Annotated in this window: 18 protein-coding genes; 15 read left to right on the forward strand and 3 right to left on the reverse strand. The window is 63.4% G+C overall.

The window, feature by feature from the left end; genetic code table 11:
* Positions 1–8: 8 nt before the first annotated feature.
* Genes ACR42D_RS11340 through ACR42D_RS11375 form a run of 8 tightly spaced genes read left to right on the forward strand, consistent with a single transcriptional unit; the run spans position 9 to position 8,157 of the window.
* Complete coding sequence (locus tag ACR42D_RS11340) at positions 9–1,127, forward strand: LegC family aminotransferase (protein ID WP_484566915.1); 1,119 nt, start codon at positions 9–11, stop codon at positions 1,125–1,127.
* Positions 1,124–2,146, forward strand: a complete 1,023-nt coding sequence (gene neuB / locus ACR42D_RS11345) for an N-acetylneuraminate synthase (protein ID WP_484566916.1) — start codon at positions 1,124–1,126, stop codon at positions 2,144–2,146. The genes ACR42D_RS11340 and neuB overlap by 4 nt, the downstream gene beginning before the upstream one ends.
* Entirely contained in the window at positions 2,143–3,318 is a 1,176-nt protein-coding gene (gene neuC / locus ACR42D_RS11350; RefSeq protein ID WP_484566917.1) for a UDP-N-acetylglucosamine 2-epimerase, read from the forward strand. Before neuB ends, neuC begins: the two co-directional genes overlap by 4 nt.
* A gap of 11 nt (positions 3,319–3,329) precedes the next feature.
* Positions 3,330–4,397 (forward strand): nucleotidyltransferase family protein, encoded by a 1,068-nt coding sequence (locus ACR42D_RS11355; protein ID WP_484566918.1) that lies wholly within the window; start codon positions 3,330–3,332, stop codon positions 4,395–4,397.
* A gap of 3 nt (positions 4,398–4,400) precedes the next feature.
* Positions 4,401–5,312, forward strand: a complete 912-nt coding sequence (locus ACR42D_RS11360) for a Gfo/Idh/MocA family protein (protein WP_484566919.1) — start codon at positions 4,401–4,403, stop codon at positions 5,310–5,312.
* A complete protein-coding gene (locus ACR42D_RS11365; protein WP_484566920.1) occupies positions 5,309–5,998 on the forward strand; it encodes an acylneuraminate cytidylyltransferase family protein in 690 nt (229 codons plus the stop codon). The genes ACR42D_RS11360 and ACR42D_RS11365 overlap by 4 nt, the downstream gene beginning before the upstream one ends.
* Positions 5,995–6,798, forward strand: a complete 804-nt coding sequence (locus ACR42D_RS11370; protein ID WP_484566921.1) for an SDR family oxidoreductase — start codon at positions 5,995–5,997, stop codon at positions 6,796–6,798. Before ACR42D_RS11365 ends, ACR42D_RS11370 begins: the two co-directional genes overlap by 4 nt.
* A 12-nt stretch (positions 6,799–6,810) precedes the next feature.
* Positions 6,811–8,157, forward strand: a complete 1,347-nt coding sequence (locus ACR42D_RS11375; RefSeq protein WP_484566922.1) for a surface carbohydrate biosynthesis protein — start codon at positions 6,811–6,813, stop codon at positions 8,155–8,157.
* Between the two features lie 10 nt (positions 8,158–8,167).
* On the opposite strand, the gene ACR42D_RS11380 is transcribed toward ACR42D_RS11375, so the two are convergent.
* Both ACR42D_RS11380 and ACR42D_RS11385 read right to left on the reverse strand, forming a co-directional pair.
* Complete coding sequence (locus ACR42D_RS11380; RefSeq protein WP_484566923.1) at positions 8,168–8,365, reverse strand: hypothetical protein; 198 nt, start codon at positions 8,363–8,365, stop codon at positions 8,168–8,170.
* A 24-nt stretch (positions 8,366–8,389) separates the two neighbouring features.
* On the reverse strand, positions 8,390–8,605 hold the full coding sequence (locus tag ACR42D_RS11385; RefSeq protein WP_484566924.1) for a hypothetical protein: 216 nt from the start codon (positions 8,603–8,605) through the stop codon (positions 8,390–8,392).
* Between ACR42D_RS11385 and ACR42D_RS11390 the strand changes: the two genes are divergently transcribed.
* From ACR42D_RS11390 to ACR42D_RS11420, 7 genes are all read left to right on the forward strand, one after another.
* A complete protein-coding gene (locus tag ACR42D_RS11390; RefSeq protein ID WP_484566925.1) occupies positions 8,606–8,788 on the forward strand; it encodes a FeoB-associated Cys-rich membrane protein in 183 nt (60 codons plus the stop codon).
* A gap of 58 nt (positions 8,789–8,846) precedes the next feature.
* The gene (locus ACR42D_RS11395; protein ID WP_071543966.1) at positions 8,847–9,089 is read left to right on the forward strand and encodes a FeoA family protein; all 243 of its coding nucleotides are present in this window, start codon (positions 8,847–8,849) and stop codon (positions 9,087–9,089) included.
* Between the two features lie 4 nt (positions 9,090–9,093).
* Positions 9,094–11,229 carry a ferrous iron transport protein B gene (gene feoB / locus ACR42D_RS11400; protein ID WP_484566926.1) on the forward strand — a complete coding sequence of 712 codons (2,136 nt, stop codon included), beginning with the start codon at positions 9,094–9,096 and terminating at the stop codon, positions 11,227–11,229.
* Between the two features lie 141 nt (positions 11,230–11,370).
* Positions 11,371–12,429: a glycosyltransferase gene (locus ACR42D_RS11405; RefSeq protein ID WP_484566927.1), complete on the forward strand. Its 1,059-nt coding sequence runs from the start codon at positions 11,371–11,373 to the stop codon at positions 12,427–12,429.
* Positions 12,430–12,448: 19 nt separating this feature from the next.
* The gene (locus ACR42D_RS11410; RefSeq protein WP_484566928.1) at positions 12,449–13,414 is read left to right on the forward strand and encodes a nucleoside recognition domain-containing protein; all 966 of its coding nucleotides are present in this window, start codon (positions 12,449–12,451) and stop codon (positions 13,412–13,414) included.
* A 17-nt stretch (positions 13,415–13,431) separates the two neighbouring features.
* The gene (locus ACR42D_RS11415; RefSeq protein ID WP_484566929.1) at positions 13,432–13,815 is read left to right on the forward strand and encodes a RidA family protein; all 384 of its coding nucleotides are present in this window, start codon (positions 13,432–13,434) and stop codon (positions 13,813–13,815) included.
* Between the two features lie 239 nt (positions 13,816–14,054).
* On the forward strand, positions 14,055–14,846 hold the full coding sequence (locus ACR42D_RS11420; protein WP_484566930.1) for a 2-amino-3,7-dideoxy-D-threo-hept-6-ulosonate synthase: 792 nt from the start codon (positions 14,055–14,057) through the stop codon (positions 14,844–14,846).
* Positions 14,847–15,147: 301 nt separating this feature from the next.
* On the opposite strand, the gene ACR42D_RS11425 is transcribed toward ACR42D_RS11420, so the two are convergent.
* On the reverse strand, positions 15,148–15,456 hold the full coding sequence (locus ACR42D_RS11425; protein ID WP_484566931.1) for an Hpt domain-containing protein: 309 nt from the start codon (positions 15,454–15,456) through the stop codon (positions 15,148–15,150).
* Between the last annotated feature and the right edge of the window lie 105 nt (positions 15,457–15,561).

Genomic DNA, 15,561 nt, shown 5'->3' on the forward strand with positions numbered 1-15,561 from the left:
GATAAATCGTGGACGACATCATCCAGTTCATACGGCAGCTCTACGGCGAGCCGGAAGCCTTCATTCCCCTGCACGCTCCGGTCTTCACCGGGCGGGAAAAGGAATATCTGACCCACTGCATCGACACCACCTTCGTGTCCAGCGTGGGCGAATACGTGACCCGATTCGAGGAGATGACCCGCGACTTCACCGGCGCGAAGCGGGCCGTGGCCGTGGTCAACGGCACCTGCGGCCTGACCGCCGCGCTGGAGCTGGTCGGCGTGGGGCACGGCGACCTGGTCCTGACCCAGGGGCTGACCTTCGTGGCCACGGCCAACGCCATCTCCAACACCGGCGCGATCCCCATCTTCATCGACTCCGACCCCGACACCCTGGGCATGAGCCCCAGGGCGCTCGAAAGGTGGCTCGACGCCCACCCCGAGGACATCCCGCAGGTCAAGGCGTGCGTGCCGGTCCACATCCTGGGCCACGCCTGCCGCATCCGCGAGATCTGCGCCGTTTGCGAGCGGCACTCCATCCCGGTGGTGGAAGACGCGGCCGAGGGGCTGGGCTCCTTCCTGGACGGACAGCACCTGGGCACCTTCGGCAAGCTCGGCGTGCTCAGCTACAACGGCAACAAGACCATCACCACCGGCGGCGGGGGCATGATCTTAGCGGGCGACGAGGAACTGGGCGGACACGTCAAGCACATGACCGCCACGGCCAAGGTGCCGCACCGCTGGGAGTTCCGCCACGACGCCGTGGCCTGGAACTACCGCATGCCCAACATCAACGCGGCCCTGGGCTGTGCGCAGATGGAGAAGCTCGACGAAATCCTGGCCGACAAACGGGCCGTGGCAGCGGCTTACAGAGACTTTTTCACGAACGTGGACGGCATCGACTACGTGGACGCCCCGCAGGGGTGCCTGTCCAACTACTGGCTGAACACCGTGCTCTTCAAGGATCAAGGGCAGCGCGACAAATTCCTGGCAGAATCCAACGACGCGGGCGTCATGACCCGCCCCCTGTGGGCGCTCATGGCCGACCTGCCCATGTACGCAAACCACGAAAACGACGGCCTGCCCAACGCCCGGCAGCTGGCCGAACGGGCCGTGAACCTGCCCAGCGGGCCGAGGCTCAAGCCATGACTGCACTACGCGAACCGATCTTCATCATCGCCGAGGCGGGCGTGAATCATAACGGCGACATGGAACTGGCCAGGAAGCTCATCGACCTGGCCGCCGAGGCCGGGGCCGACGCGGTCAAGTTCCAGACCTTCCGGGCCGAGGAGATCGTCACCGGTTCCGCGCAAAAGGCCGACTACCAGAAAGAGACGTCCGGGGCCGGAGAGTCCCAGTTCGATATGCTCAAGAAGCTCGAACTGGACGTGGACGCGCACGCCCTGCTCATGGACCACTGCCGCGCGCGCTCCATCGCCTTCCTGTCCACCCCGTTCGACGCGGACAGCCTGGACATGCTCATCGACATGGGCGTGCCTGTGATCAAAATCCCGTCCGGCGAAATCACCAACCTGCCGTACCTGCGCAAGGTGGGGGCCAAGGGGCTGCCGGTCATCCTGTCCACGGGCATGACCACCCTGGACGAGGTGCGGGACGCCGTGGCCGTCCTGACCGAGGCGGGCACCCCGGCCGCGCGGATCACCGTGCTCCACTGCAATACCCAGTACCCGACGCCTCTGGCCGACGCCAATCTACGGGCCATGGCCACTCTGGCCGAGACGTTTCCCGAGTGCCGCGTGGGCTACTCGGACCACACGCCGGGCATCACCTGCGCCGTGGCCGGTGCGGCCATGGGCGCGACCGTGATCGAAAAGCATTTCACCCTGGACAAGACCATGCCCGGCCCGGACCACGCCGCCTCCATGGACCCGGTCGAGTTGACCGCCATGGTCCGGTCCGTGCGCGAGGTGGAGCTGGCCCTGGGCGACGGCGTGAAGCAGCCCAGCCCCTCCGAGCGCGCAAACATCGACATCGCCCGGCGGTTCCTGGTGGCGGCCACCCCCATAAAGGCGGGCGAGCCATTTTCCGAGGCCAACGTGACCGCCCGACGTACGGGTTGCGGCGGCGTCTCGCCCATGCGTTGGGACGAGGTCATGAGCATGACCGCGAAACGGGATTTCCAACCCGGCGAGGGCATAGATCTGTGAAAATCTGCGTCTTCACCGGCACCCGCGCCGAATACGGCCTGCTCACCCCGCTCCTGAAGCGACTCGAAGCGGACGCGGACACGGAACTGACCCTGCTGGTCACGGGTTCTCACCTGTCCGAACGACACGGCCATACCGTGGACGCCATCCGGGCCGATGGTTTCGCCATCGGGGCCGAGGTGGTTTTGCCGCTGGACGACGACTCCCGCCTGGGCGTGGCCCTGGCCATGGGCGAGGCGGTGTCCGGCTGCGCCCGCGCCCTGGACGGCATCAAACCGGACCTGCTGGTCCTCCTGGGTGACCGCTGGGAATGTCTGGCCTGCGCAACGGCGGCCAACCTACTGGGCATGCCCGTGGCCCACATCCACGGCGGCGAAACCACCGAGGGCGCCGTGGACGAACAGTTCCGCCACGCCATCACCAAGCTCTCCCGGCTCCACTTCACCTCCTGCGAGCCCTACCGCAAACGGGTCATACAGCTGGGTGAAACCCCGGACACGGTCTTCAACGTGGGCGCGCTCGGCGTGGAAAACGTCAAGACCGTACAGCTCATGGACCGGGATACCCTGGAAACGGACCTCGATTTTTCCTTGGGCGACAGGTTTCTGCTGGTCACCTACCATCCGGTCACCCTGGCCGAGGACGGCGCAGCCGAGACCGAAGGTTTCTTCGCCGGACTCGAGACCGTACTGGCCGAGGACGCCTCCCTGACGGCGTTGATCACCGGGGCCAACGCCGACCCGGGCGGTTCCATGGTGGACGCCCGCGCCGCCAAGCTCCACGCCCGCTTTCCCGGGCGCACCCTGGTCACTCCGTCCCTGGGGCTGGTCCGCTATCTGTCGGCCATGCGGCTGTGCGCGGCCGTGGCGGGCAACTCCTCGTCCGGCATCCTGGAGGCCCCGAGCTTCAACGTTCCCACAATCAACGTCGGCGACCGCCAGAAGGGCCGCGAACGGGCAGCCTCGGTCTTCGACTGCGGCCCCGACGCCAACGCCGTGGCCCGTACCCTGCGTCAGGCCCTGTCGCCCCAGGGGGCGGACATTGCCAAGCAGGCCCGGAACCCGTATGAAAAATACGGCACCAGCCAGCGCATGCTGGACATCCTGAAACGGGGCGCCCCCCAAAGGGCCAAGCCCTTCTTCGACATCGACTACCGCCTGTCCAAGGATTGAGGAATATACCAATGAAAGATTGGAGAAACGCCATCATCCCCATAACGGCCACCATGCGGGATGCGGTGGAGACCTTGAACCAGGCCTCCCTGCAGATCGTCATGTTGGTCGCGGAAAACGGTAAACTTGCCGGGGTGATAACCGATGGCGACATCCGGCGCGGCCTGCTGGCGGGCAAGGCCCTGGAATCCCCGGCCGTGGAGATCATGGAGACCAGATTCTTCTCGGCCAGCCCCGACGAGGACCAGACCTCCCTGCTGGCCACCATGCGCGAGCGGGAAATCCGCCAGGTGCCGCTGCTTGACGACGAAGGCCGGGTGGCTGGCCTGCGCACCCTGCTCGACGTCATCACCCCCGAGCGCCGCGACAACTGGGTGGTGCTCATGGCCGGCGGCCTGGGCCAGCGGTTGCGCCCCCTGACCGAGGACTGCCCCAAGCCGCTCTTGAACGTGGGCAACAAGCCCCTGCTCAAGACCATCCTGGACCAGTTCGCGGAATACGGCTTCGGCAAGTTCTACATCTCGGTCAACTACCGTGCGGACATGGTCGAGGAATACTTCGGCGACGGCTCCAGGCACGGGGTGGAGATCCGCTACCTGCGCGAGGACAAACAGCTCGGCACGGCCGGGGCCGTGGGCCTCATCCCGGAGAAGCCGGACGCGCCGGTCTTCGTCATGAACGGCGACCTGCTGACCAAGGTGGATTTTCCGGGCATGCTCGCCTTCCACCGCGAGCAGGGGGCCAGGGCGACCATGGCCGTGCGCCGCTTCGACATCCAGGTGCCCTACGGCGTGGTCAAGGTGAAAGACCACCGCATCACCAAGCTCGAAGAAAAGCCGACCCACAAGTTTTTCGTCAACGCGGGCATCTACGTGCTCGAACCGGACGTGGCCTCGGCCATCCCGAAAAACGAATACCTGGATATGCCCACCTTGTTCGGCAGGCTCATGGACAAAGGCGAAACCACGGCGGCCTTCCCCATCCACGAGTACTGGATGGACATCGGCCGCAAACAGGATTTCGACCAGGCCAACTGCGACTACGATATGCATTTCCGGATGCGCGAAGAGGGCTGCTAGACCATGCACGCCCTGATTATCGGCTACGGCTCCATCGGAGCCCGCCACGCTCGCCTGCTCGCGTCCATGGGCCACGAGGTGGCCTGCGTCACCCGCAACAAAGAATGCCCCTATCCGACCTTCCCGAGCATTCAGGCGGCCCTGGAGCGGACCGCCCCCTGGCTGGCCGTGATCTCCACGGCCACGGTGGAACACGCCGCGAACCTCAAGGGATTGCTCAAGGACGGGTTTACGGGCCGCATCCTGGTGGAAAAGCCGCTTTTCGAGAAGGTCCGCGAGATCGACCCCGCACCCGCCAATAACGTGTTCGTGGCCTACAACCTGCGCTTCCACCCCATGGTAACCCGCACCCGCGAACTGCTGGCCGGGCGCAAGGTCCTGAACGCGCGTTTCGCCGTGGGCCAGTACCTGCCGGACTGGCGGCCGGGCCAGGACTACACCAAGAGCTACTCGGCCAGCCGGGCCAAGGGCGGGGGCGTGCTGCGCGACCTGTCCCACGAGCTGGACCTGGCCCAGTTTCTTTTGGGCGGTTGGAAGCGGGCCACGGCCATGGGCGGCCACCACAGCGACCTGGCCATCGACTCGGACGACCAGTTCGCCGTGCTCATGGAGACCGAGCGCTGCCCCGTGGTCGGCGTGCACATGGACTATCTCAGCCGGTCCACCCATCGCGGCTACGACATCACCTGCGCGGACATGACCGTGCGCGCCGACTTCATGGCGGGCATGCTCACCGTGAACGGCGCGGTGGAGGAATTTTCGGTGGAGCGTGACATCACCTACCGCCGCCAGCTGGAGGCCATGGCCGTGGGCGACCCCACGCCGTGTACCTACAAACAGGGGCTGGCCCTGGTCGGATTGATCGAAACCCTGGAACAATGTGCCGAACAACAGGTATGGGTGTCCGCATCATGAAGCGCTACGGATTCATTTTCGCCCGGGGCGGCTCCAAGGGCGTGCCCGGCAAGAACATCCGCCCCCTGGGCGGCCTGCCGCTCATAGCCCACGCCATCCGCGCGGGCCGGGACTGCGGCCTGCTCGACCGGATCATCGTGTCCACGGACGACCCGAAGATCGCGGCCGTGGCCGAGGAATACGGGGCCGAGGTCCCGTTCATGCGCCCGGCCGAGCTGGCCCGCGATCACGCGCCCGAGTGGCTGGCCTGGCGGCACGCGGTAGATGCAGTGGAAGCGGAGGACGATTTCGACCTGTTCGTCTCCCTGCCCTGCACCGCGCCCCTGCGCATCGCCAAGGACGTGCGCGACTGCATCGAGCTGTTCGAGCAAGGCGGCTGCGACATGGTGGTCACGGCCCGGCCCGCCGAACGCCACCCGTCCTTCAACATGGTCACCATGAGCGGCGACGGCTACGCGGCCATCGCCATGCCGCCGGGCGAGCGCATCACCCGCCGCCAGGACGCCCCGCCCATCTACGACCTGACCACGGTCTGCTACGTGACCACGCCGGATTTCATCAAAAGACACGAAGGGGTGTTCCAGGGAAGGGTCAAGGCGGTCGTCATTCCGCCCGAGCGCGCCCTGGACATCGACACCGAACAGGATTTCGCCTTTGCGCAATTCCTGATGGAGCGGAACCAATGAAGAGCATCAAGGAACTGATGGACCTGACCGGCCGGACCGCTTTGGTTACGGGCGGGGCCGGACACATCGGCCAAGCCTTTTGCGACACCCTGGCCGAGGCCGGGGCGAACGTCGCCATGCTGGACGTGGACACGGCCCTCGTGGACGAATCCGCCGCGCGCGTGGCCGGGCAGTGGTCGGTCAAAACCATGGGGATAGCCCTGGACCTGGCAGACGAAAAGGCCGTGGTCGCGACCCCGGGCAAGGTGGCCGCAAAGCTTGGCGGCCTGGACATCCTGGTCAACTGCGCCGCCTTCGTGGGCACTTCCAACCTGACCGGCTGGGTGGTCCCCTTCGAGGAGCAGTCCGTGAATACCTGGCGCGCCGCGCTGGAGACCAACCTGACCGCCCCGTTCGCCCTGATCCAGGCGGCCACTCCGTGGCTCCGTGAGTCCGGGCGCGGCTCCATCGTCAACATCGGCTCCACCTACGGCGTGGTCGGCCCGGACATGTCCCTGTACGACGACACCAGGATGGGCAACCCGGCGGCCTACGGGGCGTCCAAAGGCGGCCTGATCCAGCTGACCCGCTACCTTTCCACGGTGCTGGCTCCGGACGTGCGGGTCAACTCCATCTGCCCCGGCGGCGTGGCCCGCGGCCAGGACCCGAAGTTCGTCGCCCGCTACGAGGCCCGCACCCCCATGGGCCGCATGGCCACCGAAGAGGACATGAAGGGCGCCCTGCTCTACCTCGCCAGCGACCTGTCCGCTTACGTCACCGGCCAGAATCTGATGGTCGATGGCGGCTGGACGGCCTGGTAGGCCAAATCACCTATGCTCTGCGCATACCAGATAGAGACTATCAACCGGGAGTTGGACGGTATCCTATACTTGGCCCTGCATCTGGCGGCCAAAGGCCTGCCCATGCTCATCGGCGACCACATGGTCGGACGATATACGCTTGATGGTGAAGCCCCGGTCGTCTTCTTCGACAAAGACCAGCACCGAAAGACAAACGAGCAAATCCTGAGCAAGGGCGGCGTTGTCCTGAACATCAACGCCGAGGGTCAGGGGTTCGTGGATCAGCCCCGGGAAATGCAGGCCAACTTCGCCAAGGTGGCGGACTGCGTGACCAAAATCTGCGTATGGGGCAAGAATCAACAAAACACTCTTTTCAAACTGATCCCCGAGTCCCTGCACGACCGATTGGCGGTCACCGGCCATCCTTCCTTCGACTTGGTCTCACCGACTTTCGTGCCCTATTTCCTTAATGAGACCATTCGCCGAGAACATGGCGAGAACTATCTGCTGATCAACACCAGCTTCGCCCTGTTCAACCACCAGATGGGCTTCGATTACTACATGAAAATGCTCGCCCGCATGGACGAATGGAAGGTCTACGGCACGCCTGAATACCTGGCTCACCTCAAGAATCGTTGCGACCATCAGGAACGGACCGCCCTGGCTCTCATAGAGTTGGCCAAGGCGGCGGCCGCACGCTTCCCGGACCGACATATCGTTGTCCGGCCCCACCCCGGAGAGGGAGAGGAGTTCTACCGGGAGAAACTCTCGGGGATGTCCAACGTGTTCATTACCAAACAGGGCTCCGCCAGGGAATGGATAGCGTCCGCCGGAGCGGTCATACACCACGACTGCACAACAGGCATGGAAGCCACCCTGATGGGAAAGCTGGTCCTGCAATACGAACCCTATGAGGGCATCGAGGGATCGGCCACGTTGATGACCACCATCGGACACCGGGTCACTTCCCCGGACGAAGCCCTGGCCCGCATCGAGCAAGGGGCCATGCCCGAGGAAACCCGCCGAAAACTCATTGGCAAGCTGTCTCCGTACTTGGCCAACGTCAACGGCTGCGCGGCCGAGGCCATCGCCGAACTGGCCGCGCGTCACGCCGAGGGCGTGGATACTTGGCTGCCCGCCCCCTTGGGACCGCTGGGCCAAGCCAAGTGCTGGCGCAAATATCTGAGCAAGCTGTTGCGCGCGCGCCAGCCGGGCCGTAACGGACGCAAGGTCCGTTACGCGCTGAACAAATTTTCCAGATTGCGTAGAGAAGAGGTGGAGCGGAGGATTCGGGGGCTGCGCGCTGCGGAACCCGGACTGCCGGAGGTGACAGTGAAACAGCTGTGCCTGAACACCTTCCTGATTACGCCCCGCGACTGACGGCCGACCGCTACTTGTCTTTCTTGTCGTCCTGCCGGTTCTTGAAGGTGATGGACGCGAGGCAGCCGGCCAGGCCGCCCAGGGCCACGGCCTTGCCCGGGGCCATCATGCCCGTGAAGCTGAAGAGATAGCCGATGGCCGCGCCGGCGATGATGCCCTTGGCCAGGACATCGATCCATTGCATGAAATCCCTTCCGTCGTCATCCATGGGGCTCTCCGTGACAGTTCGATGTTAGCGGTTGCCGCGCGCGGTCATTACCATTATCATCACGCGGTCGATGGGTGGCATATGACCATAAAATCCGGCGGAAGACAAGGAATACCGGGCCTTTCTGCCTTCGTGACCGACGCGCGTTTTTTTACGGCTTTTCACTTGACTTTGATTCTCAACATCACTATCAAGTGAATGTCCGGCGACGCTGCCGGAAGAAACTTTGGGGGATTTCACATGCTCGACACCATCATCGTCGTGGCCATCATCGCCGTAGCGGCCTTTTTCGTGGGTCGCAGGATATTCAGATCCTTCACCGCCAAGCAGCCCGGCTGCGGATGTGGCGGCTGCGGACAGTCCGGCTCATGCTCCGGCATCAAGGACAGTCCGGACAAGCACGACTGCTGCGGCTCAAGGTAATTTTTTTTGACCAACCGTTGAGAACAATTCTCAACAAACTCTTTCGAGGATCATCAAGATGGCTCAAGACATGTGTTTACGCAAAGCCAAGGTCAACCAGAAACTGAAAATCAGAACGGTCAGCGCGGACGGCGAACTCGGCCGCCGCATCCGCGACATGGGGCTGATTCCCGGCACCGAGGTCACGGTCATCGGCAAGGCCCCGCTGCGCGACCCCGTGGCCCTCAGACTCCGCGACTTCACCCTGACCTTGCGCAACAGCGAGGCCGACCACATCACCGTCACCCCTCTGGAGGACTAAACACATGGGTACATACACCATCGGCATCGCAGGCAACCCGAACTGCGGCAAAACCACCATGTTCAACGCCCTGACCGGGGCGCGCCAGCATGTGGCCAACTGGCCCGGCGTGACCGTCGAAAAGAAGATCGGACACATCAACGCCGGTTCCGACTCCGTCGAGCTCGTGGACTTGCCCGGAACCTACTCCCTGACCGCCTATACCCAGGAAGAACTGGTCGCCCGGAACTTCCTGGTGGACGACCGGCCCCAGGCGGTCATCGACATCATGAACGCCGATGCCCTTGAGCGAAACCTCTACCTGGCCGTGCAGATCATGGAGCTCGGCGTGCCGCTCATCCTCGGCCTGAACATGATGGACGAGGTGCGCAAATCCGGCAAACGAATCGACAGCGCCCGCCTGGAGGAACTGTCCGGCTGCGCCGTGGTCGAGACCGTGGCCCGCTCCGGACAGGGCGCGCAGGAGCTGCTGCGCTCCACCCTGGAGCTCGCCGAGAAGCAGGACGGGGAATGGAAACCCCTGAACATCTCGTACGGGCCGGACCTGGACCCGGTCCTGTGCGAGATGGAGAAGATGATCTCCGAGGCCGGATTTTTGACCGACAAAGCGCCCGCCCGCTGGGTCGGCATCAAGTACCTGGAGCGCGACGAGGACGTCATCGTCAAAGGGCGCATGGCCAACACCATGCTCTCGGAAAAGCTCGAGGCCATGGCTCGCGAGGTGGCCGAGCACACCCAGAAGACCCTGAACATGCGGCCCGACGCGCTCATCGCCGACTACCGCTACGGGTTCATCGCCTCCATGATCAAGGACGTGGTCACCTACCCCGCCTCCAGCGAGGACCGCATCAGCCGTTCCGACAAGATGGACAAGGTCCTGACCCACAAGGTTCTCGGCCCGCTGATCATGCTCGGCATCGTCTATCTCATCTATGAAATCACCTTTGCCGTGGGCGAGATCCCCATGGGCTGGCTGGAATCGCTCTTCGGCCTGCTCGGCGACACGGCCACCAACATTCTACCCGAGGGCCACCTGCAGTCGCTGATCGTCTCCGGCATCATCGACGGCGTGGGCGGCGTGCTCGGCTTCGTGCCGCTGATCATGTTCATGTTCCTGATGATTTCCGCCCTGGAGGACTCCGGCTACATCGCCCGCATGGCCTACATGCTCGACCGCATCTTCAAGGTCTTCGGCCTGCACGGCACCTCGGTGCTGCCGTTCATCGTGTCCGGCGGCATCGCGGGCGGCTGCGCCGTGCCCGGCGTCATGGCCACCCGCACCCTGCGCTCGCCCAAAGAGAAACTGGCCACCCTGTTCGTGGCCCCGTACATGACCTGCGGCGCCAAGGTGCCCGTCTTCCTCATGCTGGCCGCCGCCTTCTTCCCCGAGGATTCGGCCACGATCATGCTGATCATCACCCTGTCCGCCTGGGTCATGGCCCTGCTCGTGGCCCGCCTGCTGCGCTCCACGGTCATCAAGGGCGCGTCCACCCCGTTCGTCATGGAGTTGCCCCCCTACCGCATGCCCACCCTGCAGGGCGTGCTCATCCACACCTGGGAGCGCACCTGGGAGTACGCCAAGAAGGCCGGTACCGTCATTCTGGGCATCTCCATCCTGCTCTGGGCCATGATGACCTTCCCCGAGCTGCCCGCCGACCGCGTGGCCCAGTACGAGGCCCAGCGCTCCGCGGCCCAGTCCGAAGAGCAGATCACCACCATCGACAACGCCGAGGCCGAGGAGGCCGTCCGCCACACCATCGCGGGCCGCATCGGCACCGCGCTTGAGCCCGTCACCGAATTGGCCGGCTTCAACTGGCGGGTGAACATCGCCCTGACCGGCGGCTTCGCGGCCAAGGAAGTGATCGTCTCCACCCTGGGCACGGCCTATTCCCTGGGCGAAGTGGACGCCGAAGAGGCCCAGCCCCTGTCCGAACGGCTGGTGGCCGACCCGGCCTTCTCCACGGCCACGGCCATCGCCCTGATCATCTTCACCATGCTCTACGCGCCCTGCTTCGTCACCGTGGTGACCATGGCCCGCGAGTCGAGCTGGCGCTGGGCCGCCTTCAGCGTGGTCGGCTCCACCGGCCTGGCCTTCGTCATGGCCGTACTCGCCTACAACGTGTCAAAAGCATTTCTCTAACGTTACCACCTTCAAAAACAGGTAAGGGGAGTCCTTCGGGACTCCCTTTTCTTTTAATCTGATATCCCCTATGGTGCGCCCCATAAACACACTCGCGCGGGGCCTTTCCGAGTCGCGCATGAGGACTACCCGGCAGAAAGCATGAATATCCTTTTCGTCAATTCCACACGCAAATGGGGCGGGGTCAAGACGTGGTCACTGGACAACGCCCTTGCCATGCGCAAACTAGGGCATGATGCAGCCGTCGTGGGCCGGCCAGGGCCGTTCATAGACAAAGCCCGCGCTCTTGGTATCCCGGCCACGGAACATGCATTCGGCTTTGATTTCAATCCTCTTTCAATTCTTTTTTTCCTGCGATTATTCAGAACCCACAGGACCGAGATGTTGATTTTGAACATCTCCAAGGATCTGCGTACGGCCGGCGTGGCCGCCCGGCTGGCGGGCATCCCCATGGTCCAGCATCTTGGGGCGCCCGGCGACGTGCAGAACCGCTTCAAGACGAGATTGACCCAACGGCTGCTCAGGCCGGCCCTGGTCACCTGCAGCGATTTCGTCAGACAGGCATTGCTTCGCTCCGTCCCCATCTATAAAGATTATCCTTTTGAATTCATTTATCCGGGCACGGAGATAAGCCCTGCGCCGCCCGCGTCCGTCAACGCCCCGCGGGTAATCATCACGACCAGCCAACTCAATCCGGACAAACAGCACGGGCACCTGCTCGAGGGGCTTTCGCTGCTGAAAAAGGACGGATATGATTTCCGTTGCATTATCGTGGGCACGGGCAGGGATGAAAAGCGACTCAAACAACAATGCCGAAAGCTGGGGCTGGACAAGCAGGTCGAATGGACCGGATTCGTCAAGAATGTGCAGAAAGAACTGCAAAGGGCTGACATATTCGTTCTGCCTACGGGTTGCGAACCCCTTGGCATCGCCCTTGAGGAGGCTATGGCCAATGGCCTGGTTTCAGTGGCCCGGAACATCGGCGGCCCTCCAGAAATCTGGCCTCCGAAATTGACCGGCCTTCTGGTCGAACCGGCCGGAGAAGGCAAGGAGTTTCGCGCGATCCTGGCCAAGCTGCTGAACATGCCAAAAGATCAATTGCTCTCCTTGAAGCGAACCTTCAAGGAACACGCCGAAAAGACATTTTCTATCGACAAACAAGCCAGGGAACTACTGGCCTGGCTACACGAAATTGTCTAATCAGCCACAACCCCACTTTATGAAATCCCTTTTGACTATTCTGCGGGAAATCCTGCAAAATGCCTTTTCGTCTTCCTACGAACTGTTCAAGATCATGATTCCGGTGCTCATCCTGGTCAAGATCCTCCAGGAGTTCGGGCTGATCAAGTACCTGGCCTGGCCGCTCGAACCCATCATGGGCCTGCTCGGGCTGCCCGCCGAGATGGGGTTGGTCTGGGCCACCACCCTGATCAACAACATCTACACCGGCATGATCGTCCTGGCCTCGTTCACCGGCGACGCGCCCCTGACAGGGGCCCAGGCCACGGTGCTCGGCGTGCTCATGCTCGTGGCCCACGGGTTGCCCATCGAGACCGCCATCGCCGACCGCTCCGGGGCCCGCTTCCTGTTCCAGTGCTGCATACGCATGGCCGGGGCCTTTGTCCTGGCCTGGCTGCTCCACCAGATATACTCGGCTACCGGCACCCTGAGCGGGCCCGCTCCCATGCTCTTCCAGACCGACGCGTCCGCCGGGAACGGCTCTATCGCGGCCTGGGCCCTCGGGCAGGTCCGCAACCTGGCGTCCATCTTCTGCATCATCTTCACCCTGATCGCCATCATGCGCGTGCTCGGCGCCATCGGCGTCATCGACCTGATGAACCACATCCTGCGGCCCGTGCTCGACCTCATCGGCATCGGGCCCAAGGCCTCGGCCATCACCGTCATCGGCCTGACCATGGGTCTCTCCTACGGCGGCGGGCTGATCATCAGCGAAGCCCGCAACGGCAAGCTGAGCAAAGAAGACGTCTTCTATTCCCTGACCTTCATGGGCTTGTGCCACTCGCTCATCGAGGATACCCTGCTGATCGTGCTCATCGGCGGCCACTTGAGCGGCGTGCTCTGGGGACGGCTGCTCTTCGCCGTACTGGCCATGGCCGCCATCGTCCAGATCGTCCGCCGCGTGCCGGAAAAAGCCCGCACCGCCTACCTGTGGGCCGAAAAATAACCCCAAAGGAGAACGACATGTCCGATATCCAACTCATCCACACCGAAAAGGCCCCGGCCGCCGTGGGCCCCTACTCCCAGGCCACGGCCGTGAACGGCACCCTGTACGTGTCCGGCCAGCTCGGCATCGTCCCGTCCGAAGGCAAGCTGGCCGAGGGCTTCAAGGCCCAGACCCGCCAGGCCCTGGAAAATCTCAAGGCCATCCTCGAAGAGGCCGGGTCCTCCCTGGACAAGGTCATGGCCGTGGACGTGTTCCTCATGGATATGGGCCGGTTCGCCGACCTGAACACGATCTACGCCGAGTACTTCTCCGATCACAAGCCCGCGCGCGCCGCCATCCAGGTGGCCGGTCTGCCCCTGGGCGGTCTGGTCGAGCTCAAATGCGTGGCCGTCATCGATTAATCGCCCAAAACGCGTAACAAAACTCTACTTGACAGCTTCGGCGCAAAACAAGTACTTGCATTCCATGCACAGCAACACCGCCCGTTTCTTTTTCTTTTTTAGCTTTATCAGGAACGCCTGCGGTCTTGGTGTGCGCTAGTCATAAGAAGTAAAAAACACAACCAAGAGGCCGCGGGCATAGTCCGCGGCCTCTTTCTTTTTGGGCCGCGCCGCAGCCGCCAGCAACAAGGAGCACCGTCATGCATCTCGGAAAAGCCATTCGGATGGAACGCATCATGAACCGCAACAACGGCCGGACCATTGTGGTTCCCCTGGACCACGGCGTGACCGTGGGCCCCATCTACGGCATCGTGGACCTGCGCGAAACCGTTGACCAGGTGGCCGAGGGCGGCGCCAACGCCGTGCTCATGCACAAGGGCATCCCCCGCTGTTCCCACCGCGCGGGCGGCAAGGACATCGGCCTGATCATCCACCTGTCCGCCTCCACCTCCCTGTCCCCGCACCCCAACGCCAAGACCATGGTCGGCTCGGTCACCGACGCCATCAAGCTCGGCGCGGACGCCGTGTCCATCCACGTCAACCTCGGCGACGAGACCGAGCCGCAGATGCTCGCCGACCTCGGCGCGCTCTGCTCCGAAGCCAATGAATGGGGCATGCCCGTGCTGGCCATGATGTACGCTCGCGGCCCCAAGATCAAAGACGAATACGACCCGCAGGTCGTGGCCCACTGCGCCCGCGTGGGCGTGGAGCTCGGCGCGGACATCGTCAAGGTCAACTACACCGGCGACACCGAATCCTTCGCGCGCGTGGTCGAAGGGTGCTGCGTGCCCGTGGTCATCGCGGGCGGCCCCAGACTCGAAAGCGAACGCGACCTCGTCCAGATGGTCCACGACTCCATCCAGGCGGGCGGAAGCGGCCTGTCCGTGGGCCGGAACATCTTCCAGCATCCCAATCCGGCCAAGATCGTGGCCGCCCTCAACAAGGTCGTCCACGAAGACTGGACCGTCGACGCCGCCATGGAGCTGTTGTAACGCCTCCGGCAGCCGGGGGAAGGGGAGAGGGACCCCCTTTGAAAAGTGTTCTTCCTCTCCCCTTCCCCCGGCCCCCCATCCCCTCTCCTTTCCTAAACTTTTTGTGGCGCTTCGCGGGTATGGCGCGTAGCGGGGGATCTTGCCGCTTTACCTTGCGCTGTTCGGGTGAGAGGATGGCCGCAAGGAAGCACGGCCCAGCGCGAACGCATGGACCTGCGAAATCACATAAAAAGTTGGGGAGATTTTTTAAACGTCTTTTAAGCCGTCGGAGGCGCATCGCCGACGAGGCGCTTCTGTGCCGCTAGCTGTCGAACTCGACCCGGACGGTATCGAGGTAATGAGCCAAGGTGTCCATATGCCTTTCCAGGGCCTCGGGATCGCGCTGCTTGGCGGCCAGCTCGATTTCGTGGCCGATCATGCCCATGCCTTTGAACCCGTAGCCGCTGCCCGTGCCCCGGGCCGTATGGCCAAGCCGGACCAGAGTGTCGAAATCCCCAGCATGCAGGGCGTTGCGCATCTGTTCGAGGTCCTGTCGGGAGACGTCGAAAAACCGATCCAGCAATTCTTCCAGATCGGACGGTATCCGCTCGACCTCCGGGTACTCGGGCATGGGGGCATCCTCGGTGCAGGCAACTGCACCTGGTTGAACATGTGAAAATTCGAACGTATGATTCAGGCGGACTTTAAGGATAGTGAACCAGCTGTCAAACAAAAT

This window comes from Pseudodesulfovibrio sp. lm2024, from assembly GCF_051175575.1.
In the GTDB taxonomy this organism is placed as follows: Bacteria; Desulfobacterota; Desulfovibrionia; order Desulfovibrionales; family Desulfovibrionaceae; genus Pseudodesulfovibrio; species Pseudodesulfovibrio caledoniensis.